This window comes from Streptomyces sp. NBC_01304 (assembly GCF_035975855.1).
Lineage (GTDB): Bacteria > Actinomycetota > Actinomycetes > Streptomycetales > Streptomycetaceae > Streptomyces.
The window spans coordinates 790,770-815,923 of the sequence record NZ_CP109055.1; the positions used below are offsets into that span (position 1 = coordinate 790,770).

Here is a 25,154-nt window from a genome sequence, read left to right on the forward strand (position 1 = left end):
CCGGTCGTCGCCTCGACGGGAAGCGGACAGACGTCGGGCCCGGAGCCGGTCCGGCCCGGGCCCGACGTTCACCTGGTCAGGGCTTGCGTCCCACTCCGCAGAACTCGTCCACCTCGGCAGGGTCACCGAACGGGTTCTTCGGCGCGCGCCAGCGCGAGCAGGACACGATGCCCGGCTCCAGCAGCTCCAGGCCGTCGAAGTATCCCGCGAGCTGATCGGGGGCGCGCAGGTGGTAGGTCGGACGGCCGACCTCGTTCCAGATGGAGATGGCGTGCTCGAAGGCGTCCCCGGTGACCACGTTCGTGCCGTCCGCGGTGACGAGATAGCTGCCCGACGGGAGGGCCGCCATGAGGCGCCTGACGATGGACTGCGCCTCCGCGGTGTCCTCGATGTGCCCCAGCACATTGAGGAGGATCAGCGCGATGGGGCGCTCGAAGTCCAGGAACTGGCTCGCGCCTTCGATGATGCGGTCCGGTTCCCGCAGGTCGGAGTCGATGTAGCGGGTGGAGCCCTGCGGGCTCGACGTCAGCAGCGCGCGGGCGTGGGCGAGCACCATGGGGTCGTTGTCCACATAGACGATGTGCGCGTCGGGAGCCGTGCGCTGGGCGACCTCGTGGGTGTTGTCGAGCGTGGGCAGACCGGTCCCGATGTCCAGGAACTGGCGGATGCCGACCTCGCCCGCGAGGTGCATCACCGCGCGGCTGAGGAACGACCGGGAGTGGCGGGCGATCGGCACTATGTCCGGGTATATCTCGAAGAACTGATCGCCGACCATCCGGTCGACCTCGTAGTTGTCCTTGCCGCCCAGCCAGTAGTTCCAGATCCGGGGTGAGTGCGGCACGGTGGTGTCGATGGCGGGGCCGGTCTGGCTGCCCGGCTCGTGCGGAGTATCTGTGCTCACGATGGCCTCTCCTGGCGAGAAACAAGCGCGCCTGCGCGTCAACAGGCAACGTAACCGGGCCACTTCCGCCTTGCCATCAGTACGGCAACACCCGTGGCCAAACGATTCCTCGGCCAGGTGATTGATCGGCTGCGTCAACTTCCGGCGAGGAGCGGTGCCGGTCCGGCGGGTATGAGGTGGGGGCGCTCGCTTCCCGTGAACGCCCCCACCAGGGTCAGCAACCGGTCGACGGTCGCCCGGGCCGGCGCGGCGGTCGACCCTGGGGCCGCGAAAGCAGCCCACACCGCCTTGCCGTTGGGGCCCGGCTCCGTCCACCCCCACCGGTTGCTGACAGCTTCCACTATGCGTAGCCCCATCCCGGCGTCCTTGCGCGGCACGGCCACCCCCGGGTCGAACACCGCGCACAGCAGATCGGGCCCTTCGCGCTGCAGGTTGAGCACCAACGGGCAGGGAAAGGGCGGTTCGAGCACCGGGCTCATGCCGTGATCCAGGGCATTGGCCACCAGTTCGCCGACTGCCGCATAGAGCTGCGGCCCCAGTCCGGCCACGCCCCAGCACTCCAGGGTCGACCGCGCGAACTCCCATGCCACCTTCTCCGCGGTGACGTCGGCCTCCAGTAACTGGCACACCGAATCCACCGCAGCCGCATAGCCGCCAGAAGCAGGCCCCCAGGGCCCCGCCGCCATCGTCGTCACGCCAACTCCCGTACCTGCAGACGTGTTTGGAGAAACAGCCTTGCCCGGCCATCGTGATGGTATGGACTTACGTCTGCAAGCACATCTGCAAGAACATTTGTAAGCACACCTGCACGCACATCAGTAAGCACACGCGACGGCCCGGAGTCGGTCGCGGTACCGACTGGAGGGCCTGGCCATGGGTTCGCTGCACGATCGCGCCGAGGGATATGACAACGGCATGTCTGCCGCGCGCATTCTGGGCGTCCAATGGCGCAAGAGCAGTCGCAGCAATCCCAATGGGGAGTGCGTGGAAGTGGCCTCTCTGCTGGACGGCCGAACCGCCGTGCGTGACTCCCGATTTCCGGCGGGCCCGGCGCTCGTCTTCACCAGGGCCCAGATCACGGCCCTTCTCAAGGAACTCAAGGAGGGTCAACTGGGCGATCTCAGGCGGCCCTTCCAATGAGCCGAATGCCTGTACAGATGCGCGCCCCCGGTGGAACACTGCCGCTGGGCGACCCATTCACCCCGGGGAGAGAAGCGACGTGAAGCCATCTCGGGCAGAGAGAGTGCCCGCCGTCGGTCCGTCCTTCGGCCAGGTACGCGGCGGTCCGACCGTCCTGCGCATCGTGCTGGGCACCCAGCTGCGCCGCCTTCGCGAGGCCACGGGCATCACCCGGGAGGCAGCCGGCGAGGCGATCCGCGGCTCCCACGCCAAGATCAGCCGCCTGGAGCTCGGCAGGGTGGCCCAGAAGGAACGCGATGTCGCCGACCTCCTGACGCTGTACGGCATCACCGACCCGGACGAGCGCGAGGAGTACCTCGATCTGGCCCGCCGCGCCGGCAGCGCGGGCTGGTGGCAGCAGTACAGCGACGTGACACCCAGCTGGCTGGAGACCATCCTCGGCCTGGAGGACGCGGCCCACGTCATCCGCAGCTACCAAGTGCAGTTCATCCCCGGCCTGCTCCAGACCGCCGGCTACGCCAGGGCCGTGACCAGCCTCGGCGAGGCCCGTGGCTCGGCCCACGACATCCAGCGCAAGGTGGACCTGCGCCTGCGCCGCCAGCAGCTGCTCACCCGGGCCAACCCGCCCAAACTCTGGTTCGTGATGGACGAGGGCGCGCTGCGACGCCCGATGGGCGGCCCGGCCGCGATGCGCGAACAGCTCGAGCACCTCATCGAGATGGCGGCTCTGCCCAACGTCACCCTGCAGGTGGCCCCGTTCACCGCGGGGCCATCGGCCGCGGCCGGCGGGCCGATAACCCTCCTCCGCTTCCTGGAGGCCGACCTGCCGGACATCGTCTATCTGGAACAGCTCACCAGCGCCCTCTACCTCGACAAGCGCGCCGACGTCGAGAACTACATGGTGGTGCTCGACCGGATCAGCGCGGCGGCCCACACCGACGAGGACAGCGTGCGGTTCCTGCAGGAGCTGCTCGCCACGTACTGACCGCCCGTCGGGACGGGGTGCGTCACTCCAGCAGAGGGGCCGCCGCACCGGATCGAGCGGGCGGGGTCAGGGCCGGAGCACGATCTTGCCGCGGGTGTGCCGCAGTTCCAGCTCGCCGAACGCGTCCCGCACCTGCTCCAGCGGGTAAGTGCGGGCGATCGGGACTTCCAGCTCCCCGCGCGCGGCCAGCCGGGCCAGCTCGCCGAGCACGACCGCGCACGCGGCCGCACCTTCTCCGTACGTGCGCGCGCCGACCCTGGCCGCCGCCTGCCAGTCCCGGATCGTGTTGATCCGCTCGGGCCGCACGCCCAACTCCACTGCCAGGTCGACGTATCCCGCACCGAACGTGTCGATGAACGCATCGACACGCCCGCCGGCGGCCTCCCGGATCCGTACCGCCACGTCGCTCCCGTACGCGACCGGGACGACACCGCGCTCCTTCAACCAGCCGTGATTGCGCTCGTCGGCCAGCCCGATCACTGTGGCGCCGCGCCGCCGGGCGAGCTGCACCGCAAGCGACCCGACGCCGCCCGCCGCACCGGACACGACGACCGTGTCGGACGGTCCCGGGTCCACCGCGAACACCGTGGCGTACGCCGTCGTGCCGGCCACGTACAAGGAACCGGCCACATCCCAGGACAGGCCCTCCGGCCGGAAGACCACGTTCACGTCGTTCGCCACGACGAACTCCGCGTGGCTCGCCCTGTGGTGGGTGAAGCCCAGCACTTCATCGCCCACCGCGAAGCCCCGTACCTGCGCACCGACCTCCACCACGACGCCGGCCAGATCGCTGCCCTGCCCGGAGGGAAACGTCGCAGGCCACCGCTCGTGCAGCTCGCCGCTGCGGATATGGGCCTCACCGGGCTGAACACCGGCCGCACGGACCTCGACCAGCACCTGGTCGGGGCCGGGCACCGGGCGTTGCACCTCCTCCACCCGCAGCACATCGATCCCGCCGTACTCGTGGAACCGCACCGCCTTCACCGCGTGATCACCGCTCTTCCTCGCTCGGCCAAGCCTTGGACGGTCACGGCCCGGACAGCCACACGCCGACCGCGCCAACGCGTCCAACGGCCGCGGCACGGCCCTTTCTTCCCATCCGCCTCGCAGCAGAAGACTTGAGGGTGGATCGAAGCCAGCCGGGGCCGGCCGGATCGCACATGCTGATCCGGCCGGCCCCGGCCCTGAACACCACCCCGCACGATGCCGTCAGTCGCTGTACACGCCGACCTCGCGGAGTGAGTAGCCCCACTTGGTGGCGCGCTCCCCGCCCTGGATGCGTACGTAACGGGCTTGAGCGGTGGCGAAACGCGCGGTGTCCAGGCCGCCGTCACCGGAGTCCGTGGACCACGCCGTCTTCCAGTTCGTGCCGTCCTCCGACAGCTCGATCCGGTACGACTTCGCGTACGCCTCCTCCCAGTCGGCGGTGACGCGCTTGACCGGCTTCACGGATCCGAGGTCGATCCGCAGCCACTGGTCGGCCTTCCATTCGCTGGCCCAGCGGGTGCCCTTGTCGGAGTCCACGGCCTTGCCGGGGGCGAAGCTGACGAACGGGTTCCACCACTCCGTCGTGGACGCCGAGGCGGCCGCGCCCGAGGCCAGGTTCGGCCCGGAGTCGTGCTTCTCGGCGCTCCCCCAGGTGCGGAGGTAGGACTCGGCGCCCGCGAACATGTCGTCCACGACCTCCTGGCCGCCGACGATCCTGATGTCCTCGATCCAGTCCGGGACCATGCCGTAGTGCGCCCCGCCGGCGGTGTTGAAGTCCCAAGTGCGCTCGCCGGTGGTCTGCTTGTCGATCACCGAGCCGCCGTCCGTGCTGCGGAAGGGGTACTTGACCGGGTTCGGGGTGTCGGCGCCCCGCGGGCCGGGCCAGCCGCCGACACCGTTCATGTCGGTGCCGTAGCCGTAGCCGACGTTGTACTTCTCCCGCAGTGCGTCCGTGCGCTTGGCCTCCGCACTGAACCCCTCGGAGCCGCCCATGTACTGGCCGGCGAACCCGCCGAGCTTGTAGAGCCGTTCGGTCCAGCCCAGGTCCATCCAGCTGTGCGAGGAGATGACGCCCGGGTACGCCTCGGATTCGAGGATGTCGAAGGCCTGGCCCGCCGCCTTGACGCTCATGTGGTCGACCTCGAGCATCATGCCGCGTTTCATCATGCCGCGTACCGCATAGTCCCCCAGGTCGGTCAGCCCGCGGGTGTTGCACTGCGCGTCCGCGGCGTACTTGGGGACGGACACACCCTCCGGCAGCTGCTTCTCCGCCTGCGCCGCCACCGCGTTGCCGATGGGGTTGTCGTGCTGCGGGCCGCGACAGGTCTCCGTCTTCCAGAAGGTGCCGGTCGACAGGAACTGGCCCACGTTGATGGCCGTGCCGAGGGCGCCCGAGTCGAAGCGCACCCCGCACAGGGCGTTGTCGAACTTGTGGCACAGGAACATGCTGCTGACGCCCAGTTCATGCAGCTCGTCCAGGCCGCGGTCGATGTCCCCCTTGTCGCACTGCCCGACGTCCAGGATCTGCTTGCAGCCGAACGGCTCGGAGGTCTCGACGCCCAGGACGACGGCCAGCTTGCCCTGCTTGATGACCTCGCGGGCCTGCGCGCTGCTGGTGACGATCCGGAACCAGCCCTTGCCCGGGCCGCCGTACATCTTGTCGATGAAGGCCTGCATGTCGTACGACTTCTTCGCCTCGAGGCGGATGGCGGTCATCTCGTCGCAGCTGCGGTCCTTGAAGAAGTAGACCGAGCAGATCACGCCGTTGGTGACCAGGTCGTTGACGAGCACCCGCTGGCCGCCGCGCCAGGCCCGCTCGATCCCGGCGTAGTAGTTCTGCTGGTGGGTCAGCGAGTCGTGGGCGGGCCAGTCCTTGAAGGTGGGCCAGCCGTTGGGATCGTGCTTGCCGTCACCACCCTTGGTGATCATGTCGAAGACGGCGAGCGAGCCGTCGGGGTAGTGCTCGGGGCAGTCCTTCAGCGCGTCGGCGACGCCCTGCTCCGAGAACGGCTTGCCGCAGATCAGCCGGCCGCCGAAGCCCTCGTTGGACATGATGTGGTCGTGGGCGTCGACGAAGCCCCTGACCCGCCCCTGGGCGTCGGTGCCCTTGAAGGGCTCACCCGTGACGTTGATCTGCGCGTCGGGCGTGGGCCGTGCGGTCGCGTTCCACCAGTCGGTGTCCGCCGCGGAGCCGGGCACCGGACCGAGCACCAGTGCCATCACGGTGAGGAGCAGTGACGCCACCGTGAGGGATCTGAGTCTGCGGCGCTGAGGTCGAGCCATGGTCATCACTCACCTTGATTGGCATGTTCACGTAAGTTACTGACGGGTTTTCAGGATTGCGACCGCCGACGGTGGAGTCAACAGTCAGGGCCGATAAACATGAGGATTCCTCAGGTTTGGTGAACTCATACGGAGCTGCGACAGGTTGAGGCGGGTCGGCCAGGTCATCGTCAGGCCACACCGCGGATGCGGTGGACGAGGAATCCGCCGACGAGGATGACCAGGGCCGCGGTGACGTACAGGCCGGTGTAGCCGCCGAGGTGGCCGATGACCGGTGAGGCGAGGGCGGGGGCGAGGACCTGGGGGCCGGAGTTGGCGATGTTGATGACGCCGAGGTCCTTGGCGCGATCGGCGGCCTTGGGCAGGACCTGGGTGACCAGGGCCTGGTCGACGGCGAGGTAGATGCCGTAGCCCGCCCCTAGCACGGCCGCGGCGACCAGGGCGGACGACCAGGTGTGGAGCAGGGCGAGCAGCAAAGCGGCCGCGGCCATGACCACCGAACACAGCACGACGAAGACCTTGCGGCGCCCGACCCGGTCGGACAGTACGCCGACGGGGATGGCGGTGAGCGCGGCGCACAGGGTGTAGACCACCGTGAGGATCAGCACGCCGGTGCCGGGGTCGTCGTGGTGGACGGCATCGGCGAGGAAGTAGAACAGGTAGAGCGTGCCAAGGGCGTTGCCGAGGTTGATCAGGAAGCGGGTGAGCCAGGCCCAGCCGAAGTCGGGGTGCAGCCGGGGACTCACCCACAACGAGCGGGCGAAGACCCGGGCGTCGAAGGCGGGGCGCAGCGCTCGGGGCAGCGGCGGCTCGAAGCGGCGCAGCGCGAAGGGCAGGGCCAGGGCGACGGTGAGCACGGCGAGGATGCCGTAGCCGGAGCTGACACCGGTGATCAGCAGCGTGGTGATCAGCGCGCCGAGGACAAGCCCGAAGGACTGCATGAGGCCGGTCCAGCCGGAGACTTGGGCGCGTTGGGCGAGCGGCACCCGGTCGGCGATCGGGGTGGTGACCCCGGCCAGCATCGCGTTGAGGCCCGCCTGCGCGAGACACCAGCCGACGGCGACCCCGGCAACGGTGTGCTGCGAGGCGGTGACCAGCAACCCCGCCGCCCCGGCGAGGGCGCCGCCGACGATCCAGGGCCGGCGGCGGCCGAACCGGCTCGTGGTCCGGTCCGACCAGGCGCCGGCAAGGGGGTTGGCAAGCACCGCGACGAGCGCGCCGAGGCCGGTGACGAGTGAGAGCGCGTCGTTCTTGTCGTGCGGGTCGATGTGCTCCAACTGCAGGGGCAGCAGGATCTGGATGGGCGTCAAGAACGCCATGAACACGGCGAGCGTGGCCAGCGAGAGGTCCACCGTCCAGCCGGCCCCGACCGGGGCCGTGGGCTCGGCGAGGACCGCGGCGTCGTCCGCGGCGGCGTCCGCCGCGGAGGCGTGGGCCATGATGACTCCGTTGCTCAGGACCGCTGGGAGGCGATCAGGTCGCGGTACCACGCGAAGCTCGCCCGGGGCGTGCGGCGCCCGGTGGCGAAGTCGACCTCGACCAGGCCGAAGCGCTGGTGATAGCCCTCGGCCCACTCGAAGTTGTCGAGGAGTGACCAGGTGAAGTAGCCGCGTACGTCCACGCCGCGGGCCAGCGCACGCTCCACTGCGGCGATGTGGCCGGCGAGGTAGTCGATGCGCGCCTGGTCGTGCGGGCCGGCCGGCTGCGAGCAGCCGTTCTCGGTGATCCAGACCGGCGGCAGGGCGTCGCCGTAGCGGGCCTTGAGGTCGACGAGCAGCTGCGTGAGCCCGTCGGGGACCACCGGCCAGTTGAAGGCGGTGCGCTCGTACAGCTCCTCGGGCTCGGCCAGATCGAAGGGCAGCCCGCCGTCCGGATCGGCCGGGGCGGTGACCCAGGTGGGGTTGTAGTAGTTGATGCCGAGCCCGTCCAGCGGTGCGGCGATGGTGGCGAGATCGCCGTCCCGCACCACGCCCGACCAACTCGGGTCGGTCATGCCGTACGCCGACAGGTCGGGGTAACTCCCCAGCAGCAGCGGGTCGTTGAAGAGGCGGTTGTGCAGGGCCTCGTACGCCGAGGCCGCCGCCGCGTCCCGGCCCTCCTGCGCGTCGGAGCGCAGCCGGACCGGCGTGCAGTTGTTGGCGATCAATATCTGCCCACCCGGAACGGCGGCCCGCAGAGCGGCGGTCGCAAGACCATGAGCGAGCAACTGGTGGTGGGCGACGGGCAGCGCGTCGAGGAGCAGGGCGCGGCCCGGCGCGTGGACGCCGAAGCCATAGCCGAACGACATGTGCACAAAGGGCTCGTTCAGGGTGATCCAGCGCCGTACCCGGTCGCCGAGCCGTTCCGCGACCACGTCCGCGTACTCGGCGAACCGCTCGGCGGTGTCACGGTTCAGCCAGCCGCCCTCGTCCTCCAGGGCCTGCGGAAGGTCCCAGTGGAACAGAGTGGGGGTCGGCTCGATCCCGGCGTCGAGCAGCGCGTCGACCAGCCGGTCGTAGAAGTCCAGCCCGCGCGACTCGACCTTGTCCGCACCGGTCGGCAGGACGCGCGGCCAGGAGACCGAGAAGCGGTACGCGTCGAGCCCGAGGCGGCGCATCAGCGCGACGTCCTCGTCGAACCGGTGGTAGTGGTCGCAGGCGACATCGCCGGTGTGGCCGTCACGGACGGCCGCGGGACGCCGCACGAAGGTGTCCCAGATCGACGCGCCCTTGCCGTCCTCGTCGGCCGCGCCCTCGATCTGGTACGCGGCGGTCGAGGCGCCCCAGGCGAAGTCGGCCGGGAGCCGCGGGAGTCGGGTGGCATCGGTGGAGCTTGTTGTCACTGGCGCCTGCCTTCATTGCTGATGCGAGAGTCACCCACGCCTGGCTGCCGGGCCCGGCCCGGCCCGGCACCTGGCTCCTGGAGCCGCACCGACGGCCGCCCGCGTCCCAACAGCAGTCTGGGCAGGGGTTGTTGGCGACCAGGGCATGCCGCCCGAGGCGGGCCACAACGTAACATGAACCATCGTTCATGTTCTATGGATTGGCGCCCGTCTGCGCCCTGCCCCTGGGCTACGCCGCTCGGGCAGGGCAGGGCAGGGCAGGGCAGGGCAGGGCAGGGCAGGGCAGGGCCAACGTCTGTGTCGGCGCTCGGGTTACGAGGCTGGTCGGCGGCGGTCCGAGGGGCCTGACGTCGGTCCCTGTCCGGGATCCGGTGAGGCGTGGAACGACTCAGGTCACCGTTGCGCGGACGTCAGGCGGCCGCGCAGGTCCTCCCAGTAGAGGTGCAGCATCCGCTTGAGCTCGTCCACGGTCTCCAGGTCAGACTCACCGGGACTCTTGAAGACCTCGTGCAGCACCGCGTTGGCGGCCCACACCACCATCCGCGTCGCCCGTTCCGCCCGCTCACCGCCGGGCCCGCCGGTCAGGTGCTCGACGATGCGCTGCAGGCCCTCGGCGATGAGCGTGTTGCTCGCGTCGTCTGCCCGCGCGAGCTCGGGACTGAGGTGCCGTCCGGCCCACAGCGCGCTGCCGCCCGGCTGGGACCGGAAGAGTTCGGCGTAGACATCGACCAACGTACCGACCGGGTCGGCCAGTTCGCCCTCGACGGCACGCTCCACGAGTTCGTCGGTGGCGGTCTTGAAGGCCGATAGGTACTGCTGGCCGAGTGCGTCCACGACGGCGCTCTTGTCGGGGTAGAACTGGTAGATGCTGCCGACCGGCGCGCCCGCCTCCTCGGCGATCCGCCGCATCGTCAGCGCCTCGTACCCCTCCTGGGACAGGATCCGGTCGGCCGCCGCGAGGATGGCCTCGACCCGGGCCCGGCTGCGTGCCTGCTGAGGCTGCCTCCGCAGCCGCGCCGCCGACGTCGGCTGCGGCTTCCCTGCTTGCGTCACCACGAGCCCCCGGTCGTCCGATGACGCGAACGTAACACGGGGCCACGGAGCGGGGGCCGGCCCATGGGTGTGGTCTGGTGGGCCGGCGGTCCGGCCCCCCGCAGTGGATCAGAGGCTGCCGACGATCAACCAGGCAGCGATGCCGAGCACCGCCAGGTACCCGCCTACGGACAGCGTCTTGCCCAGACGTTCCCGTCCGGCGCCTTCGAGCCACCGGCCCATGAGGCCGACCAATGGTGCTCCGAAGACGATCAGCAGAATACCGATGAGGAAATCCACGATGCCCGCCCCTGGTTGCGATCACTCCCCAGTGATCGAGAGCAGAATCGTAAGTCACAGCCGCCCCCCTGGTGAACCCCTCATCCGGCACCACGACATTGCGTGGCCCAGGGTCTGGCCATGGCTCCGCTCGTGACCCGCAGGACGGGTCGTAGGCTTCCACCGTGAACGACACCCACGGCATACGCATCAGACCGGGCGGCCCGGCCGACGTACCAGCCATTCTGACCATGCTCGACGCCGCCGTGGTCTGGATGAACGATCGTGGCAACACCGAGCAGTGGGGCTCCACGCCGTATTCACAGCAGTCCGGCGGAGTGGAGCGGGTTCAGCGGTACACGACCGAGAACGCCTCGTACATCGCCGAGTTGGCCGGGACACCCGTCGGAGCACTGGTCCTGGACAGCGGACCCAGCCCGCAGATGCCGATCGCGCCCGCCGAGGAACCCGAACGGTACGTCCGCCTGCTGATCTCCGACCGGCAGCACGCCGGTCTCGGCATCGGGGCGGCGCTGCTGGCCCATGCCACCGAGGAGACCCGACGGGCCGACGTGGCACTGCTGCGGGTCGACTGCTGGGCGGGCGGCGGAGGCGAACTGGTCGCGTTCTACGAGCGCAACGGCTTCATCCCCACCACGCGTTTCCTGTCCGGGGCCTGGCCGGGCCAGGTCCTGGCCCGGCGGGTCGGCCGAAGGCTCGGGCAGGGCAGCCCGTTCGCCCGGCTCGGCGGCGGGTGACCGCGACGGGCGCGACCACCCAGCCGCCTGACTCCTTGTCCGGCTCCGCGCCCCGCCCGCCTCACCAAGTCCTGCCCGCCGGCCGCCCGTTACGACAACTCGGAGTTGTCCGCGACGCAACCGCACCTTGACTCGTACCGTCACGGTGGGGCGATCATGGCTCGTGATGCGCGAACTGTCGACGCCGCCCGTACTCCCCTCCGGTCTGCTCTCGGGCTCTCCTCAGCCCGTGCTGCCCGCTGCCCAGGGTCTGCTGCTGCGGCCCTGGGAATCGGCTGACGCCCCGGTGTTCCTGTCCGCCTACCAGGACGCGGAGATTCGCCGCTGGCACACGCGCCGCCCCCTCACCGAGGCCCGCGTCCTGGAGTGGTTCGACGCCTACCGCCGGGACTGGGTTGGTGAGAAGGGCGGCCACTGGGCGGTCGCCCACGAGGGCGGCGACGTACTCGGCCGGATCGCCCTGCGTGGCTTCGATTTCGATGACGGCATCGCCGACATCAGCTACTGGGTGCTCCCGGCCGCCCGCGGCCGGGGTGTGGCGACCAACGCCATGGCAGCACTCTCGGCCTGGGCGCTGGATGAGATCGGCTTCTACCGCCTGTACCTGGACCATTCGACGCGCAACCAGGCCTCCTGCCGGGTCGCCACAAAGTCCGGCTACCTGCTCGAAGGCACCCAGCGCAGTGCCGCCGTGCACGACGACGGTCGGCACGACATGCATCTGCACGCCCGAACCCGGGAGGATTGAACCTGCCTGCCGGTCGATCAGGTGGGCGGCCGGTCATTGCCCGCCTCACCAGGTCTTGCCGGCCTGCTCCCGGACGGTGCGGTTGATCCGGTTGAAGAAGTTGGTGAGCGCGATCTCCAGGGTGATCGCCCCCAGTTGCTCCTCGGTGAAGTGGTCCGCGGCGGCGTCCCAGATCTCGTCGGTCACGCCCGGTGCGCCGTCCTGGAGCCGGGTCGCGGCCTCGGTCAGCGCCAGGGCCGCCCGCTCCTCGTCGGTGTAGAAGGGCGTGTCACGCCACGCGGCCACGTGGTGCAGCCGCTGGTCCGTCTCGCCGGCCTTCTTCGCCGCCTCGGTCGAGGCGAAGACGCACGGGCTGCAGGCGTTGATCTGGCTGGCGCGCAGGTGGATCAGGCCCAGCAGGCTCCCGTCCACGCCCCCGGCGTAAATCGCCTTGTAGAGGTGCTGGATCGCAGTGGTCACGTCGGGGTTCGGGGCGCTCGTCATGCGTGCTTCCATCGGTGTTGCTCCTTCATCGGTGAGTCATCGGCGACTCGTCGGTTACTTGAGCCCCTTCGGGCCCGTCATCACCCATGACGGAGCAGTTTCGAGAAAGGTAACAACATGTCGCACAGCAGCCCGGCGGACCCGATGGCCGAGGCGTTCGAGGCCCAGCGCGACCGGCTGCGTGCGGTCGCCCACCGTATGCTCGGCTCGCACGCCGACGCCGAGGACGTGGTCCAGGAGGCCTGGCTGCGACTCTCCCGCCAGGACGCGGCGGTCATCCAGAACCTCGCCGGCTGGCTGACCACGGTGGTCGGCCGGATCAGCCTCGACGTCCTGCGCTCTCGCCAGACCCGCCCTGAGGCGTCCTACGACGACGGTCTGTCCGAGCTCGTGGTGACGCTCGACGACGGTCCGGTTCCCGAGGACGACGCGGTGCTCGCCGACTCGGTCGGGCTCGCGCTGCTCGTCGTCCTGGAGTCGCTCAGGCCGAGCGAGCGGCTGGCGTTCGTGCTGCACGACCTGTTCGCCGTCCCGTTCGACGAGATCGCCCAGATCCTCGGCAAGTCCACCGCCGCCACCAAGATGCTCGCCGGCCGCGCCCGCAAGAAGGTGCAGGCGACCCGGCGGCCGAACGGCGTCGGCCGCGAGCAGCGCGAGGTGGTCCAGGCCTTCCTGGCAGCGGCTCGCCGCGGCGACTTCGAGGAGTTGCTGCGCGTCCTGGACCCCGATGTGAAGCTGACCGTCGACACCCCCGACGGCGTGGTCGTCGCCCTCGGCGCCACCAAGGTCGCCGCCGGTGCGCAACTGTCCGCCAGTGCGGCCACTCAGGGACGGACGGTGCTCGTCAACGGCCTCCCCGGGGTCGTGTCCTGGCACGAGGACGGCAGCCCGGCCTCGGTCCTCGCCTTCACCGTCACCGACGGCCGCATCACCGACATCTCGGTCGTGATCGACCCGGCCAAGCTGGCGCGGATGGATCTGCCGGATCCGGCGTGAATCGAGAAGGCCAACAGCGCCCCGAATCAGGAGAATTGCACCACAGGACGGGCAATGGTCTGCTGTATGAGCGCCGCTGACCCAAGCCCGACAGGGGGACCGTCCCGGACGACACCGCTCGATTGCGGCGCGTCAGTGCTCGTACTCCCGACCCGTGACGCACCACTCCAGCACGGACATCGCCGCCGACATCTTGTGATGCGCCTGCCGCCACGCGCGGCTGCGGGCCCCGTCGAGCACGTCGTCGGTGACCTCCTGGCCGCGCACCGCGGGCAGGTCGTGCAGGAACACGGTGTGCGGGGAGGCGACCTTGGCGAGGAATTCCTCGTCGATGCGGAAACCGTCGAACGACCTGAGCCAGTCGGCGTCCGCCTTCGGCACGCCCATGGTCTGCCAGCGGCTGGTGTAGACCGCGTCCACGGTCCCGGTGACCTGGTCGATGCCGGTGTGCTGCGTCACCTGGGCGCGGCCGCCGCCCAGTTGCTCGGCCGTCTCGAGGACGTCGTCGGGGACTTCGTAGCCGGCCGGGCACAGCAGGGTGAGCCGCAGTCCCGGGGTGAGGGCGGCGGCGTACGCGAGGGCCGCGGCCGAGCTGTTGCCCTCGCCGACGCACAGGACGTGCCGCCCGGCGAGGGTGCCGAACTCCTCGGCGACCGTGGTCAGATCGGCGATGGCCTGGGTGGGGTGCTCGCCCTCGCTCAGCGCGTTGACGACGGACAGGTCGGCGGCGGAGCCGAGGCCGCGCATCTCCTCGATGGGCCCGTTGGTCCGTACGACGAGCCCGTCGAGGTACTCCGCCATGACGCGGGCAGTGTCCTGGAGCGTCTCCCCGGTGACGAGCTGGAGGTCGTCGGGGCCGTACGCGATGGTGTGCGCGCCGAGCCGGGTGGCACCGGCCCAGAACGACGTACGGGTGCGGGTGGAGGACTTGCTGAAGTAGATGCCGACACAGCGGTCCGTGAGGGTCTTGGTGCGGGCGCCTTCGCGGCCGAAGCGGACGGCGCGCGCGACGAGGTAGTCGAGCTCGGCGGAGTTCAGATCGGTGAGCGAGATCAGATTGCGCATATCGGGGTCGCGACCCTTTCTACGGATGCGGCGGAGGAGACGGCGGCGGGCACCCGCGCGGGGACCGGCGCGCGGTCCCGGCGCTCCGCCGCCACCAGGTGCTTGACCAGGTTGAGGACGCTGAAGCGGCTCACCGCGTCGGCCCGCGACTCCTCGGCACCGACCGGACAGATCAGTCCGCGCAGCAGCAGCGCGTGCACCCCGCGCCCCACCTCGGCCGCATTCCCCGGCGTGCGGCGCGCGACGGTGTCGACGGTCCAGGCGCCCTCGTAAGCGGCGAGGGTGCGCAGCAGGGCGCCGTGCTGCGGGGACATCCGGGCGATGGTGTGTTCCAGGGAGCGGCGCAGCCCCAGGGCGGAGCCCGGGTCGGAGACCGGCTCGGTGAGCATCACCGGGGAACGCCGGGCGGCCTCGAGCAACTGGTGCGGGGCGTAGACGGAGAGCCAGGTGGCGGCCGACTCGAGTGCCAGGGGCACTCCGTCGAGGGCCTGGCAGACGCGGGACATGGTGGCCACGACGGATTCGGTGGGCAGGATCTCGGGCCGCAGGTAGCGCAGGTACGACATCATCAGGTGCAGCGCGGGCTGTTCGGGAACGTCGGCCGGTTCGCAGTCGGCGGGAAGGGCGAGCGGGGCGAGCGGTAAGACCCGCCCGGCGAGGCCCAGTTCGGGCTCCCGGGTGGTGACGAGGATGCTCAACCGTGAGCTGCTGTGCAGGAGTTGCAGCAGCGCGGACTTGACGGAGTCGGTCTTCTCCAGGCCGTCGAGGACGAGCAGCGTGGGCTTGCCGTCGATGACCCGGGGGATCTCGGCGAACGGCCCGCAGTCGTTGACCAGTTCGCGCACCCAGTCGGCGAGCATCTGCTGGGAGCGGCCCTCGATCGCGTTGACCGAGCCGCCCATGGGCACCCACACGATGGGTGTCTGGTGCCTGCGGTGCAGGACCCGGGTGGCTTCCAGCGCGAGCCGGGTCTTGCCGACGCCCATGCCGCCGACGATGCTGACGAACCGCTCGCGCTCGGTGCCGAGCAGTTCGGTGACCGCGCGCAGGTGCGGGCCGCGGCCGACGAACGGTCCTGTCGCCACCGGGGGTGCGGCCGGTTCGGTGTTGTACACCTTCTTGAGCGCGTCGGCGACGGACCGGCTGCCGGTGGACATCTCCAGGGCGGCGCGGCGCGGGCCGCTGAGCCGCATCGCGTCGGCGAGCAACCGGACGGTGTCCTTGCGGGGCCGCTGCACGCGGCCGAGTTCGAGGTCGCGGATGGCCCGTACGCTGACGGTGGAGAGGCCGGCCAGCTGTTCCTGGGTCAGTCCGGACCTGATTCGGGCTTCCTTGAGCAGCCGGCTCAGTCGCTGCTCGTCTGTGTGGGCACTTGTCCCGGTCTGCGGATCCGGCTGAGCGGCGCGAGTGTCCGCTCCGCTCAGGAGACCGGCAAGGGGCGTCTGATGAGGCATCTCTCTCCAGAATGGTTCGGGGCGTGCTGCCGGTGGCTCTCCCTTCGCAGTATGGAATGCGGCTGCTACAGGGGGACTTGAGGTCAGCTGACACGCGCCCCGAACAAGCCCTAGAGAACGGCCAGTTCCGCCTCCAGGTCGTCCAGGCCGAGGGATCCCTGGGACAGGGCCGCCATGTGCCACCGCTTGAGGTCGAAGGCGCTGCCGCCTGCCTTGCGGGCGGCGTCGCGGCCGCGCAGCCAGGCCCGCTCGCCGAGCTTGTAGCCGATGGCCTGGCCGGGCACGCTCTGGTAGCGGATCAGCTCGTTGCGGATGAAGGCCGCGGGCCGGCCGCTGTGCAGGCCGAAGAATTCCTCTGCCAGGTCAGGGTTCCAGCGCTCCCCCGGACGGAACGGCGAGTGGGCGGGGATCTCCAGCTCCAGGTGCATCCCGATGTCGATCACCACGCGTACGGCACGCATCATCTGCGCGTCGAGATACCCGAGGCGGTGCTCCGGGTTGCCCAGGAAGCCCAACTCGTCCATGAGACGTTCGGCGTACAGCGCCCAACCCTCGGCGTTGGCACTGACCATGCCCACCCCCGTCTGGAAGCGGGACAGCGACCCGGCCAGGTGCGCCCACTGGGCGAGTTGGAGATGGTGTCCGGGAACGCCCTCGTGGTACCAGGTCGAGACCAGTTCGTACGTGGGGAAGCGGGTGCGGCCCGCCGTGGGCAGCCAGGTGCGTCCGGGCCGGGTGAAGTCCAGTGACGGCGAGGTGTAGTACGGCGCCGGGCTGGCGCCGGCCGGGGCGATGCAGGACTCGACGCGCTTGACCCGCTCGGCCATGTCGAAGTGCGTTCCGTCGAGCTTCTCGATCGCCTCGTCCATGAGGTCCTGCAGCCAGCGCTGCACCGCCTCGGTCCCGTCGACGGCGTGGCCGTGGGTCTCCAGGTGCTCCAGCACCGCCCAGGGATTCTCGGATCCCGGCAGGATCTTCGCGGCCTCGACGCGCATCTCGGACAGCAGCCGGTGGAATTCGGACCAGCCGTAGTCGTAGGCCTCGGCCAGGTCGAGCTCGATCCCGTTGAAGTAGCGGGCCGAGCGGACGTAGCGCTCCTCACCGACGACGTTCGCGGCTCCCTCGACGGCGGGGGCGTACGCGTCACGCAGCCAGTCGCGCAGGTGGACCAACGCGTCGGTGGCAACCCCTGCCGCGCCGGCCAGTTCGGTACGCAGGGCCTCGGGTCCGGGGGCCACGAGGTCGGCGAACCAGCCGCCCTTCTCACCGATGGAGTCGTCCAACTGGCGGATGAGTGCGGCAACTTGACGCGGACCGCCGGGCAGATTCCGGACCAGACCTTCGGCGAGCGCCGCCCGGTATCCGGCCAGGGATTCGGGAACGGCCCGCAGCCGCCCGGCCAGGGCCAGCCAGTCCTCGTCGGTCCCGGTGGGGGTGACGGTGAGGACCGTACGTATCTGCGGCACGGGCGAGAAGATGTTGGAGACCGCGCGCAGCTGCTCGCCCGTCTCGATCATCGCCAGTTCGGCGGTGAGCCGTTCGCGCAGCAGCCGGGCGCAGTTCCGCTCGTCCGGCGACTCGGTCCCGGCCGGCGGCAGTCGGCGCAGGGTGGACCGGAACAGGTCCGCCAGTTCTTCCTGTCCCGCAGGGGAGAAGTCGGGGAGCCTGGCGTGGCTGGCGCCGTCACCGAGGTGGGTTCCCATGATCGGGTCCAGTTCGATCAGGGCGTCCACGTGGTCGTCCGCGATCTGCCGCGGCTGGGGGGAAGCGTTCCTGGGCTCTGACATGTCGTCATCCTTTCGGCAAGTGGCCCTGACGGGGTCCGGTCCCCGCCATCTGCCGCACAACTGCCCCTGCGCTTCGCCGGTGTCGGCCCGCACCGTGCCGTTCACTGGCCCGGTGTCCCCTCCATCCGCCGCTTCCCGTGCATCGGACGCGTCTGCCGCCACCATCGCCTCCGTCGTCGACGCCGTCGCCGACGCGATGCCCTGGGCCCGTACCGCACTGGCCGAGCTCGTCGCCTTCCGGTCGGTGGCGGATCCCGCGCGCCTCCCCGTGGCCGACTGCGAGGCGGCGGCCGACTGGGTGGCCAACGCGCTGCGCGCCACGGGCTTCGACGAGGTGGCACTGCTCGACACTCCGGACGGCACGCGCTCGGTGTACGGCTTCCTGCCGGGCCCGCCCGACTCCCCCACCGTGCTGCTGTACGCGCACTACGACGTGCAGCCGCCGCTGGACGAAGCGGCCTGGCACTCCCCGCCGTTCGAACTGACCGAGCGCGCGGACGGGCGCTGGTACGGCCGCGGAACGGCGGACTGCAAGGGCGGCGTCCTGATGCATCTGCTGGCGCTGCGCGCCCTGCGGGCCACGACCGGCGTGCCGGTGAACGTCAAGGTGATCGTGGAGGGCTCGGAGGAGCAGGCCACCGGCGGGCTCGAGCGGTACGCCAAGGACCACCCCGAACTGCTGCGCGCCGACACGGTCGTCATCGCCGACACCGGCAACGTACGCGCCGGACTGCCGACCGTGGTCGCCTCGCTCCGCGGCGCGGTCCTGGCCCGGATCGAGGTGCGGACCCTTCGGGGCGACCTCCACTCGGGCCAGTTCGGCGGGGCCGCGCCCGACGCGCTCGCAGCCCTCATCCGTGCGCTGGCCTCACTGCACGACGAGTCGGGCGCCACGGTCATCGACGGCCTGCCCAACACGGGGCAATGGAACGGAAGTCCGTACGACGAAGAGGCCTTCCGGCACGACGCGCAGGTCCTCGACGACGTGTCCCTGATCGGCGCCGGCGAAATCTCCGACCGCCTGTGGGCCCGTCCTTCGGTCACCGTCATGGGCATTGACTGCCCGGCGGTGAACGGCGCCACCCCGGCCGTTCAGGCACGGGCGCGCGCCATGGTGTGCCTGCGGATCCCGGCCGGCACGACGGCCGGGACGGCGGGCGAACTGCTCACCGCCCATCTGAGGTCGCACGTGCCCTGGGGGGCGCGGGTGGCAGTGGAAGTGGTGGGACACGGACAGCCGTTCACGGCGGACACCGGCACCGCCGCCCATGCGGCGATGGCGCGGGCCATGGAGACGGCGTACGACGGTGAACGGCTGCGGGTGGCGGGGCTCGGCGGCTCGATCCCGCTGTGCTCGGCCCTGGCCGAGCTGTATCCGCAGGCCGAGATCCTCCTGACCGGTCTGGGCGAGCCCGAGGCCCGGGTGCACGCGGTGAACGAGAGCGTGGATCCCGGCGAGTTGCGCCGGATGGCGGCGGCGGAGGCGCTGTTCCTGCTGTTCAGCGCGGAAGGCGTGAGGGGCGGCGAGGCTCAGCTCGAAGCAACAGTCGTTCGCACGGCGTCGGCCAGGGCCACCCCGAAAGCCTCGGAGCCCACGGCGTTGGGGTGCAGCGGGAACGCGTCGCGGGTGGAGACTGCCCCCTCGACATAGCGGTCGGCGGGAGCGGCACAGGAATCGTGTCCAGCACCCAGGGAATAGGTGTCGACGAACGTGGCGCCGTGCCGCTCCGCCGCCCGCCTGAGGGTATTGCCGAGGTAGTTGACCTTGTCCTGGAGGTAGTCGGCGTCCTGGTCCCAGAACGGCTGGCTGGGGTAACAGCCGTCGGCGCGAAGGTAGTTGCCGTAGCCGACCACGAACACCTCGGCGTGGGGAGCTCGGTAGCGGATGGTGTCCAGGACGGTGTCGAAGGTGGGCGCCCAGTCGTCGATCGCCGCTTCGACCTTGTCCGTGCCGCCTTCGGTCTGGGACCGGGCGCAGCTCCTTCCGAGAGGCTCGGGGAGCACGTTCACGCAGCTGAGAGCGAGGGGGAACATGGACGTGTCGATACCGCCGATGGTGATGCTGACGACGTCCGTGTCGCGGGAGAGGGCCTTGTACTGGGGTGCGGTGCCCGCGAACTGAGAGGTGCTCAGGTGGTCGACGGTGGCGCCCGAACAGCTGACGTCGGTCAGCGTGGCCCCCAGGACCCGGGCTGCGACGTGGGGATAGTCCGCGAGTGACCGCTTGCACTGCCGGTTCGAGATGTCGGTGGGCAGCACGAGCGGAGCCGCCGCGTAGGAGTCGCCGAGGGCCACGTACTCGAGCGGGCCGCCGTCGGCGGCCAGGGCGGACGATGTCGCGGCCGGTGCCGCGAGCGCTCCCCCGCACAGGACGGTGGCGGTCAGCAGGGCGCGCAGCAGGCGAGGCTTCATGGTCGGTGGCCCTTCGTGTTCGTGCCGGGTGTTCATGCCGGTGCGTGATGGCCGCCTCAGCATCGGGCACCCCCTCACCGGCGGGCCATGTGCAAGGGCCCAGCGTCGTCGGCTGCGTCTTGGGCAGGGGCACGCGTCTTGGGCCGGGGTGCCCGTCTCAGGCCGGTCACCCGTATTGGGCGAGACACCCGTCTTGGGCGAGACACCCGTCTTGGGCGGGGCACCCGTCGCACCCGGCCCGGGCCGGGTGGCTCGATCGAGGGTCGTCCTCCGCTGTCACTCCGGCACGGACCGATGCAGTTCCAGCGTCCGCAAGGCCAACGCCCAGCCCAGCCGTGCCTCCCCCGAATCCGCGGGCCAGCCGGTGAGTTCGGCAACGCGGCTGATGCGGTTGAGGATCGTGTTGCGATGGCAGAACAGCTGCGTGGCGGTGCGGGAGGCCGAGCAGCCCGAGTCGAGCCACACGCGCAGCGTCTTGAGCAGTTCCGGGCGCTCGGTGCCGCTGCGCAGCACCCCGTCCAGGTAGCGCATCGCCATGCGGTCCGCGATCTCCAGCTCCGCCCCGAGAGCGGCATGGACGAGCCGTTCGTCGAGACAGGCGACCTCCCCGCTGCCCGGCAGGAGCGTGACGAGCGCACGCTGTGCGAGCCGCAGTCCCTGGTCGGCAAGGGCCAGATCCGTGAAGACCGGCGAGATCCCGGCCCGGCCGACGGCCTGGTGGTGCAGGACATCGGCGAGCAGCGCGGGCTCGGCCGTCCGCAGTCTCACCAACCCGGCGACGACTTCGGCCCGCGGCCGCCAGAACGACCACAGGCCCACGGTCTCCAAAGCGGGTCCGGGATCGGGCGACGGGGCGGGGGTCGCCGCGTCCGGGGCGATGACGACCACGGCGTACCGGTCGCACGGGGGCACGCCCAGCGCCGCGGCCGCCGCTGTGGCCACGGCGGGGTCACCGGCCCGGCCGTCCAGCAGCGCCTCGAAGAGGGCGCCGCGCCGGGATGCCTCACGATGCTGCAGTTCCAAGGTCCGCAGCCGGTACGCATCCGCCATCGCGGAGGAGAATTTGTCGATGGTCTCCCAGACCGCGCCGGCCATGTCCCCCATCAGGCCCTGCTGGGCGGGCGACCGATCGCACATCCAGTCGGCCATCGCCTGCCACAACACGCGCCCGCCCCTGCGGTACGCCTGCAACACCGTGGCCAACGGCATGCCCTGCTCGGCACGCAACCGCCCGTTCTCGGCGGCCACCGCCTCGAAGCGGCGCTCGCCGGACGGGAGCGCGCCGAACTCGTGCAGCGCCAGCTCCATGTTGCCGCGCAGGGTCAGTTGCAGGTCCTCGTGCGAGACCGGCCGGCCGCTGGCATAGACCGTGCTGTGGGCCCAGATATCGGCCGAGAGCTTGCCGACGAGCCCATCCATGTCGTCGAGCAGCGTCATCGCCAGGTCTCGGTGCAGCACCAGCTCCTGATTCATTGCCGCAGGATAGGTACCCGCACTGACCAGGCGAAAGAGACGGTGGCCCAAGCGCCACTCCCGCTGGCTTGGGCAACCGCACACACCACCGCACACGACGGAGAGGCCACTGCCCCACCGGCGCATGACACCGTCAGTCGACGACCGCCGGGACCCGGACCGCCGCAGGCCCTTCGGCACGGCTGACGATCCACTTCAGGACGCCGGCCAGCACGCTGCCCACCACTCCCGCCGCGAGGATGAAGACGAACGGTGCGCGGGCACTGCCGGTCCGGTCCTCGACGAGGCCGAAGACCAAGGGACCCACGAATCCCCCCAGCAGACCGATCGTGTTGATGAAGGCCAGGCCCACCGCGGCCATCAGGCCCGACATCCGGGACATCGCCACCGACCAGAACAACGGCAGCGTGCCGGTCAGGAAGAAGTTGGCCACGAAGAGCAGTGCGTACCGGGTCATCGCGCCGGTGGCCGGCAGATAGGCGCCCATGGCCACGGTGGTGGCGACGGCGCACACGACGATCAGGCCGGTGTCGTTGCCGATCCTGCCGTGCAGCCACGGGAAGAAGAGGACACCGCCGAGGATGGCCAGCCCCATGCTGCCGGTGACGAGCCCGATGGCGAAGGTGTTCGTGACGCCAAGGCCCTCCACGATCGAGGGGAGGTTGAACCCGACGGCGGAACCGACGAGTTGGTTCACGAAGTACGTGGCCGCGAGGACCAGCACGATCGGCCGCCCGAAGGCCAACTTGAGGTTGCCGCGCAGCCGGTGCGGTGACGGATCGGCCCCGACGGCACGCTCCGACAATGCGGCAGCCTGCGCCGACGTGAGCCAACTCGCGTCCTGCGGACGGTTCGGCAGCGCACACCACACGAACACGCCGATCCCGACGGTCACCAGCCCTTCGACCAGGAACATCCACTGCCAGCCTTGAAGCCCGGCGACACCGTCGAGCCGCATGAGCCCGCCGCCGGCCGGCGCACCCAGGATGGTCGCGGCGGCGGGCGCGGTGTAGATGAGCCCGACCACGGTCACCCGGTGCCGCTGCGAGAACCAGAGCGTGACCGTGTACATCAGCGCCGGATACAGCCCGGCTTCGGCAGCGCCGAGGGTGAACCGCAGGACGTAGAAGGAAGTCTCGCCCTGGACGAACATCATCGCCGCCGAGACCAGGCCCCAGGTCACCGCGATGCGTGCGATCCACGCGCGTGCCCCCACCCGGTAGAGCACAAGGTTGCTCGGGACCTCCAGGAGCGCGTAGCTGAGGAAGAAGACACCCGCACCCAGACCGTACGCGGCCGCGCTGATGCCGATGTCGGCTTCCAGCTGCGTCTTGGCCAGGGCGATGTTCGTACGGTCCACGTACGACATGAAGTACGCGAGGCCGAGGACGGGCAGCAGCCGCCTGATCGCCGTGCGTGTCGCGGCAGCGTGCACCGCGTCGGAAGAAGTGAGCATGACAGTCCTTCCCGCGAGCGCGCACAGGCGCGCAGCAGGGTGGGAAGCGAGGAGTAGAGCCACCCGCGCATCGCCGTTGGCGCGGCAACCGGGGCGTCGCTCGTGGGTGTTCAGGATCGAGTACGACTCCTCGGCCCGGCCATGTGCACTCGCCCACCATGTGCGGCCCGGCCACTGGGCATGAGCACGGGGGCGCGATCGCTTCAAGGAGCACACAGATCAAGGCATGTCAGGAGCGAACAGCCGTGGGACGGAGCAGACTGTCGGTGGGCACACCGTGAAAGCTCACTCACGCCACTGCTCAGGAAGGCGTGCCCGCCCAGACTCCGCGGGCGAAGGTGCCATGGACCCCCTGCGGTGTCGGCGCGGCGACAGGACCGAGGAGCAGTTGCGCGTTCAGCTCGCGCTGCTCTCGGAACTCGTCTCCTACGCACAGGACGCCATGCAACTGGCTGCGGAGGATGCGCAAGTGTTCATGGCGCTCTACGCCGTCCTGCGACACCGCGCCGCCGAAAAGCGCGAAACGGACCCTGCTCTTCGTCAACTCGCCGAGAGCGCTCTGCGTCAAACTGCCGCCGCGGTCTCCTGCGAACAGCAGGAGACCGCGGTCCAGCTCCTTGTGACCGTGTGGTCGGCCGGCCTGAGGTCCGGCTGCGAGGCCGAGCAATGGGCCACCAGTGCGCCGGAGCTGCCCGCCAAGTGTCTGCGCGCGGCCACGACATCGACACCGCCATCAACACCGACACCGACACCGACACCGACGACCTACCGCACCAGCCGACCGACCGCCTGAACCACATAACGGAGCTCGTGTCGCAGCTCAGGCGTCCACACGGTGGGCTTGGTGCAGTGGGTGGAGACCATTCCCATCAGTGCACCGGTCGGGGCGAGCACAGGCAGCGAGGCGACGGCACGGACCCCGGCGTCCTGGAGAACCTCCGACGCCGCCGTCCCCGCGAACAGCGGTGACGAACGGACGTCTGCCACGAAGACGGGGCGCTGCTGTCGCGCCGCCGCGCCGCAGGCACTGCCATCCACCTCGACCTCCACGGTGCGGAAGAAGGACAAGAACGGGTTCTGGAACCCCTGTTGCACCGCAATCCGCAGTGATCCTGATGCGGAGTCCAGGACCTGGGCATTCCCCATCGGGGCTCCGGTGACGCGCATTGCCGTTGCCAGCCCTTCACGCAACACCGTCCGATTGCGCTCCTGGACGGCGAGCGTGGACGAGGCATCGCTACTCGGTTGGATACGCAGCTCGCGCAGGCCGCCGCTCAGTTGCAGCTCCCGCAGTCTGGGGTCGTCGGCACCCCAGACCTCCATCTCTCCGCCCTCGGCACGTACTTGCTCCGCCAATGCCTCGACGAACGCCACACCGGCGGATCCGAGGAACGAGATGTGATGGAAGTCCAGAACCAGACAGCGGGCATCGGCCGGCAGGTGCGACAGCTGTCTCCGCAACGCCACGACGGCCCGGCGGTCCAGCTGTCCCGACACGTGCACGATCATCCGTTCACGCTGCGAGGTGACCACTACCTCGATACCCGGCGTCGGCAGGGACCGCATCATGGATTCCACCCGCTTCGACCGTGCTGGATCCGACGCGTTCACCCTAATCCGTGGGTAAGACCGTCCCCGACGAGATCGAAGTTCGTTACGGGCTGTTCGAGCAGGTTCACGGTGTCCGGGCAGAGGCGCCCAGGCAGCCGCTCGCCCGCCAAGGATCAGCGGAGGGGACACCTGCAGCAGCCCGGCCTGCAGGTCGCGGGTGACGAACCGCGCGAGCAACTCGGTTGTCGCCGCATGCCATGTCACCGCCCGCATGTTCGGCCCCTTGGGATCGACGGTCGTGTCGGTCGGGTCCGGCGGTGCTCCACCCGCGTACGCGTGGGACATCCCGTCAATGGCGTACTGCTGCACCAACAGGCAGCCGCGTGCGTCACGCCAGTCGGTGACGGTGAAGGTGCGGCCGTTGGTGTCACCGCGGCGGGAGACGGCGGGCGTCCGGGGCACCGACTTGTCCGGCTCGCCGTTGTCCACCCAATCGTTGGTGCCGAGCCGCTGCCGTACGAGCGCGCCTTGGTCGGTGAGGAC

The 25,154-nt window shown here is 70.2% G+C and carries 22 protein-coding genes and 1 pseudogene; 7 read left to right on the plus strand and 16 right to left on the minus strand.

Annotation, left to right across the window (positions count from 1 at the left end; genetic code table 11):
* Window positions 1-76 precede the first annotated feature (76 nt).
* Together OG430_RS03420 and OG430_RS03425 are read right to left on the minus strand one after the other, a co-directional pair.
* Window positions 77-904, minus strand: coding sequence for an SAM-dependent methyltransferase (locus OG430_RS03420; RefSeq protein ID WP_442816686.1), 828 nt, complete (start codon window positions 902-904; stop codon window positions 77-79).
* A 131-nt stretch (window positions 905-1,035) separates the two neighbouring features.
* The gene (locus OG430_RS03425) at window positions 1,036-1,596 is read right to left on the minus strand and encodes an ATP-binding protein (protein WP_327350876.1); all 561 of its coding nucleotides are present in this window, start codon (window positions 1,594-1,596) and stop codon (window positions 1,036-1,038) included.
* Between the two features lie 178 nt (window positions 1,597-1,774).
* Between OG430_RS03425 and OG430_RS03430 the strand changes: the two genes are divergently transcribed.
* Window positions 1,775-2,041: a DUF397 domain-containing protein gene (locus OG430_RS03430; RefSeq protein WP_327350877.1), complete on the plus strand. Its 267-nt coding sequence runs from the start codon at window positions 1,775-1,777 to the stop codon at window positions 2,039-2,041.
* Window positions 2,042-2,120: 79 nt separating this feature from the next.
* Entirely contained in the window at window positions 2,121-3,026 is a 906-nt protein-coding gene (locus OG430_RS03435; protein ID WP_327350878.1) for a helix-turn-helix domain-containing protein, read from the plus strand.
* A gap of 66 nt (window positions 3,027-3,092) precedes the next feature.
* Here the strand turns inward: OG430_RS03435 and OG430_RS03440 are convergent, their stop codons facing one another.
* From OG430_RS03440 to OG430_RS03465, 6 genes are all read right to left on the minus strand, one after another.
* Window positions 3,093-4,010, minus strand: a complete 918-nt coding sequence (locus OG430_RS03440; RefSeq protein WP_327350879.1) for an NADP-dependent oxidoreductase — start codon at window positions 4,008-4,010, stop codon at window positions 3,093-3,095.
* A gap of 225 nt (window positions 4,011-4,235) precedes the next feature.
* Window positions 4,236-6,302, minus strand: a complete 2,067-nt coding sequence (locus tag OG430_RS03445) for a galactose-binding domain-containing protein (protein WP_327350880.1) — start codon at window positions 6,300-6,302, stop codon at window positions 4,236-4,238.
* A gap of 164 nt (window positions 6,303-6,466) precedes the next feature.
* The gene (locus OG430_RS03450) at window positions 6,467-7,735 is read right to left on the minus strand and encodes an MFS transporter (RefSeq protein WP_327350881.1); all 1,269 of its coding nucleotides are present in this window, start codon (window positions 7,733-7,735) and stop codon (window positions 6,467-6,469) included.
* Between the two features lie 14 nt (window positions 7,736-7,749).
* Complete coding sequence (locus OG430_RS03455; RefSeq protein ID WP_327350882.1) at window positions 7,750-9,117, minus strand: GH1 family beta-glucosidase; 1,368 nt, start codon at window positions 9,115-9,117, stop codon at window positions 7,750-7,752.
* Window positions 9,118-9,510: 393 nt separating this feature from the next.
* Entirely contained in the window at window positions 9,511-10,170 is a 660-nt protein-coding gene (locus OG430_RS03460; RefSeq protein WP_327350883.1) for a TetR/AcrR family transcriptional regulator, read from the minus strand.
* A gap of 108 nt (window positions 10,171-10,278) precedes the next feature.
* Window positions 10,279-10,449, minus strand: a complete 171-nt coding sequence (locus OG430_RS03465; RefSeq protein WP_327350884.1) for a hypothetical protein — start codon at window positions 10,447-10,449, stop codon at window positions 10,279-10,281.
* 164 nt (window positions 10,450-10,613) lie between these two features.
* Here OG430_RS03465 and OG430_RS03470 point away from each other — a divergent pair, with 164 nt between their 5' ends.
* Both OG430_RS03470 and OG430_RS03475 read left to right on the plus strand, forming a co-directional pair.
* Window positions 10,614-11,186 (plus strand): GNAT family N-acetyltransferase, encoded by a 573-nt coding sequence (locus tag OG430_RS03470; protein ID WP_327350885.1) that lies wholly within the window; start codon window positions 10,614-10,616, stop codon window positions 11,184-11,186.
* A gap of 163 nt (window positions 11,187-11,349) precedes the next feature.
* The gene (locus OG430_RS03475) at window positions 11,350-11,934 is read left to right on the plus strand and encodes a GNAT family N-acetyltransferase (protein WP_327358949.1); all 585 of its coding nucleotides are present in this window, start codon (window positions 11,350-11,352) and stop codon (window positions 11,932-11,934) included.
* Window positions 11,935-11,979: 45 nt separating this feature from the next.
* On the opposite strand, the gene OG430_RS03480 is transcribed toward OG430_RS03475, so the two are convergent.
* On the minus strand, window positions 11,980-12,429 hold the full coding sequence (locus tag OG430_RS03480) for a carboxymuconolactone decarboxylase family protein (protein WP_327350886.1): 450 nt from the start codon (window positions 12,427-12,429) through the stop codon (window positions 11,980-11,982).
* 105 nt (window positions 12,430-12,534) lie between these two features.
* Here OG430_RS03480 and OG430_RS03485 point away from each other — a divergent pair, with 105 nt between their 5' ends.
* Window positions 12,535-13,413 carry a sigma-70 family RNA polymerase sigma factor gene (locus OG430_RS03485; RefSeq protein WP_327350887.1) on the plus strand — a complete coding sequence of 293 codons (879 nt, stop codon included), beginning with the start codon at window positions 12,535-12,537 and terminating at the stop codon, window positions 13,411-13,413.
* Between the two features lie 132 nt (window positions 13,414-13,545).
* Here the strand turns inward: OG430_RS03485 and OG430_RS03490 are convergent, their stop codons facing one another.
* The 3 genes from OG430_RS03490 to OG430_RS03500 all read right to left on the minus strand — a co-directional run bounded on the left by OG430_RS03490 (window position 13,546) and on the right by OG430_RS03500 (window position 17,719).
* Entirely contained in the window at window positions 13,546-14,478 is a 933-nt protein-coding gene (locus tag OG430_RS03490; RefSeq protein WP_327350888.1) for an ornithine carbamoyltransferase, read from the minus strand.
* Window positions 14,466-15,932: a helix-turn-helix domain-containing protein gene (locus OG430_RS03495; protein ID WP_327350889.1), complete on the minus strand. Its 1,467-nt coding sequence runs from the start codon at window positions 15,930-15,932 to the stop codon at window positions 14,466-14,468. Before OG430_RS03495 ends, OG430_RS03490 begins: the two co-directional genes overlap by 13 nt.
* A gap of 110 nt (window positions 15,933-16,042) precedes the next feature.
* Window positions 16,043-17,719, minus strand: a complete 1,677-nt coding sequence (locus OG430_RS03500; RefSeq protein WP_327350890.1) for a DUF885 domain-containing protein — start codon at window positions 17,717-17,719, stop codon at window positions 16,043-16,045.
* 112 nt (window positions 17,720-17,831) lie between these two features.
* Here OG430_RS03500 and OG430_RS03505 point away from each other — a divergent pair, with 112 nt between their 5' ends.
* Window positions 17,832-19,370, plus strand: a complete 1,539-nt coding sequence (locus OG430_RS03505; protein ID WP_327350891.1) for a M20/M25/M40 family metallo-hydrolase — start codon at window positions 17,832-17,834, stop codon at window positions 19,368-19,370.
* Here OG430_RS03505 and OG430_RS03510 read toward each other — a convergent pair.
* From OG430_RS03510 to OG430_RS03520, 3 genes and pseudogenes are all read right to left on the minus strand, one after another.
* Window positions 19,364-20,194, minus strand: a pseudogene (locus tag OG430_RS03510) (SGNH/GDSL hydrolase family protein); the annotation flags it as partial. The gene OG430_RS03505 and the pseudogene OG430_RS03510 overlap by 7 nt on opposite strands.
* A gap of 213 nt (window positions 20,195-20,407) precedes the next feature.
* Window positions 20,408-21,604 (minus strand): PucR family transcriptional regulator, encoded by a 1,197-nt coding sequence (locus OG430_RS03515; protein ID WP_327350892.1) that lies wholly within the window; start codon window positions 21,602-21,604, stop codon window positions 20,408-20,410.
* Window positions 21,605-21,737: 133 nt separating this feature from the next.
* On the minus strand, window positions 21,738-23,060 hold the full coding sequence (locus tag OG430_RS03520) for an MFS transporter (RefSeq protein WP_327350893.1): 1,323 nt from the start codon (window positions 23,058-23,060) through the stop codon (window positions 21,738-21,740).
* A gap of 343 nt (window positions 23,061-23,403) precedes the next feature.
* Between OG430_RS03520 and OG430_RS03525 the strand changes: the two genes are divergently transcribed.
* Window positions 23,404-23,853 carry a hypothetical protein gene (locus tag OG430_RS03525; RefSeq protein ID WP_327350894.1) on the plus strand — a complete coding sequence of 150 codons (450 nt, stop codon included), beginning with the start codon at window positions 23,404-23,406 and terminating at the stop codon, window positions 23,851-23,853.
* Here the strand turns inward: OG430_RS03525 and OG430_RS03530 are convergent.
* On the minus strand, window positions 23,826-25,100 hold the full coding sequence (locus tag OG430_RS03530) for an STAS domain-containing protein (RefSeq protein ID WP_327350895.1): 1,275 nt from the start codon (window positions 25,098-25,100) through the stop codon (window positions 23,826-23,828). The two genes, OG430_RS03525 and OG430_RS03530, sit on opposite strands and share 28 nt — an antisense overlap.
* Between the last annotated feature and the right edge of the window lie 54 nt (window positions 25,101-25,154).

What these genes read in the sequence shown, in the direction of transcription:
- OG430_RS03430 (WP_327350877.1), top strand. Translation starts at nt 1,775, where the DNA reads ATGGGTTCGCTGCACGATCGCGCCGAGGGATATGACAACGGCATGTCT.
- OG430_RS03515 (WP_327350892.1), bottom strand. Translation starts at nt 21,604, where the DNA reads ATGAATCAGGAGCTGGTGCTGCACCGAGACCTGGCGATGACGCTGCTC.
- OG430_RS03450 (WP_327350881.1), bottom strand. Translation starts at nt 7,735, where the DNA reads ATGGCCCACGCCTCCGCGGCGGACGCCGCCGCGGACGACGCCGCGGTC.
- OG430_RS03520 (WP_327350893.1), bottom strand. Translation starts at nt 23,060, where the DNA reads ATGCTCACTTCTTCCGACGCGGTGCACGCTGCCGCGACACGCACGGCG.
- OG430_RS03490 (WP_327350888.1), bottom strand. Translation starts at nt 14,478, where the DNA reads ATGCGCAATCTGATCTCGCTCACCGATCTGAACTCCGCCGAGCTCGAC.
- OG430_RS03480 (WP_327350886.1), bottom strand. Translation starts at nt 12,429, where the DNA reads ATGGAAGCACGCATGACGAGCGCCCCGAACCCCGACGTGACCACTGCG.
- OG430_RS03500 (WP_327350890.1), bottom strand. Translation starts at nt 17,719, where the DNA reads ATGTCAGAGCCCAGGAACGCTTCCCCCCAGCCGCGGCAGATCGCGGAC.
- OG430_RS03495 (WP_327350889.1), bottom strand. Translation starts at nt 15,932, where the DNA reads ATGCCTCATCAGACGCCCCTTGCCGGTCTCCTGAGCGGAGCGGACACT.
- OG430_RS03485 (WP_327350887.1), top strand. Translation starts at nt 12,535, where the DNA reads ATGTCGCACAGCAGCCCGGCGGACCCGATGGCCGAGGCGTTCGAGGCC.
- OG430_RS03445 (WP_327350880.1), bottom strand. Translation starts at nt 6,302, where the DNA reads ATGACCATGGCTCGACCTCAGCGCCGCAGACTCAGATCCCTCACGGTG.
- OG430_RS03525 (WP_327350894.1), top strand. Translation starts at nt 23,404, where the DNA reads ATGGACCCCCTGCGGTGTCGGCGCGGCGACAGGACCGAGGAGCAGTTG.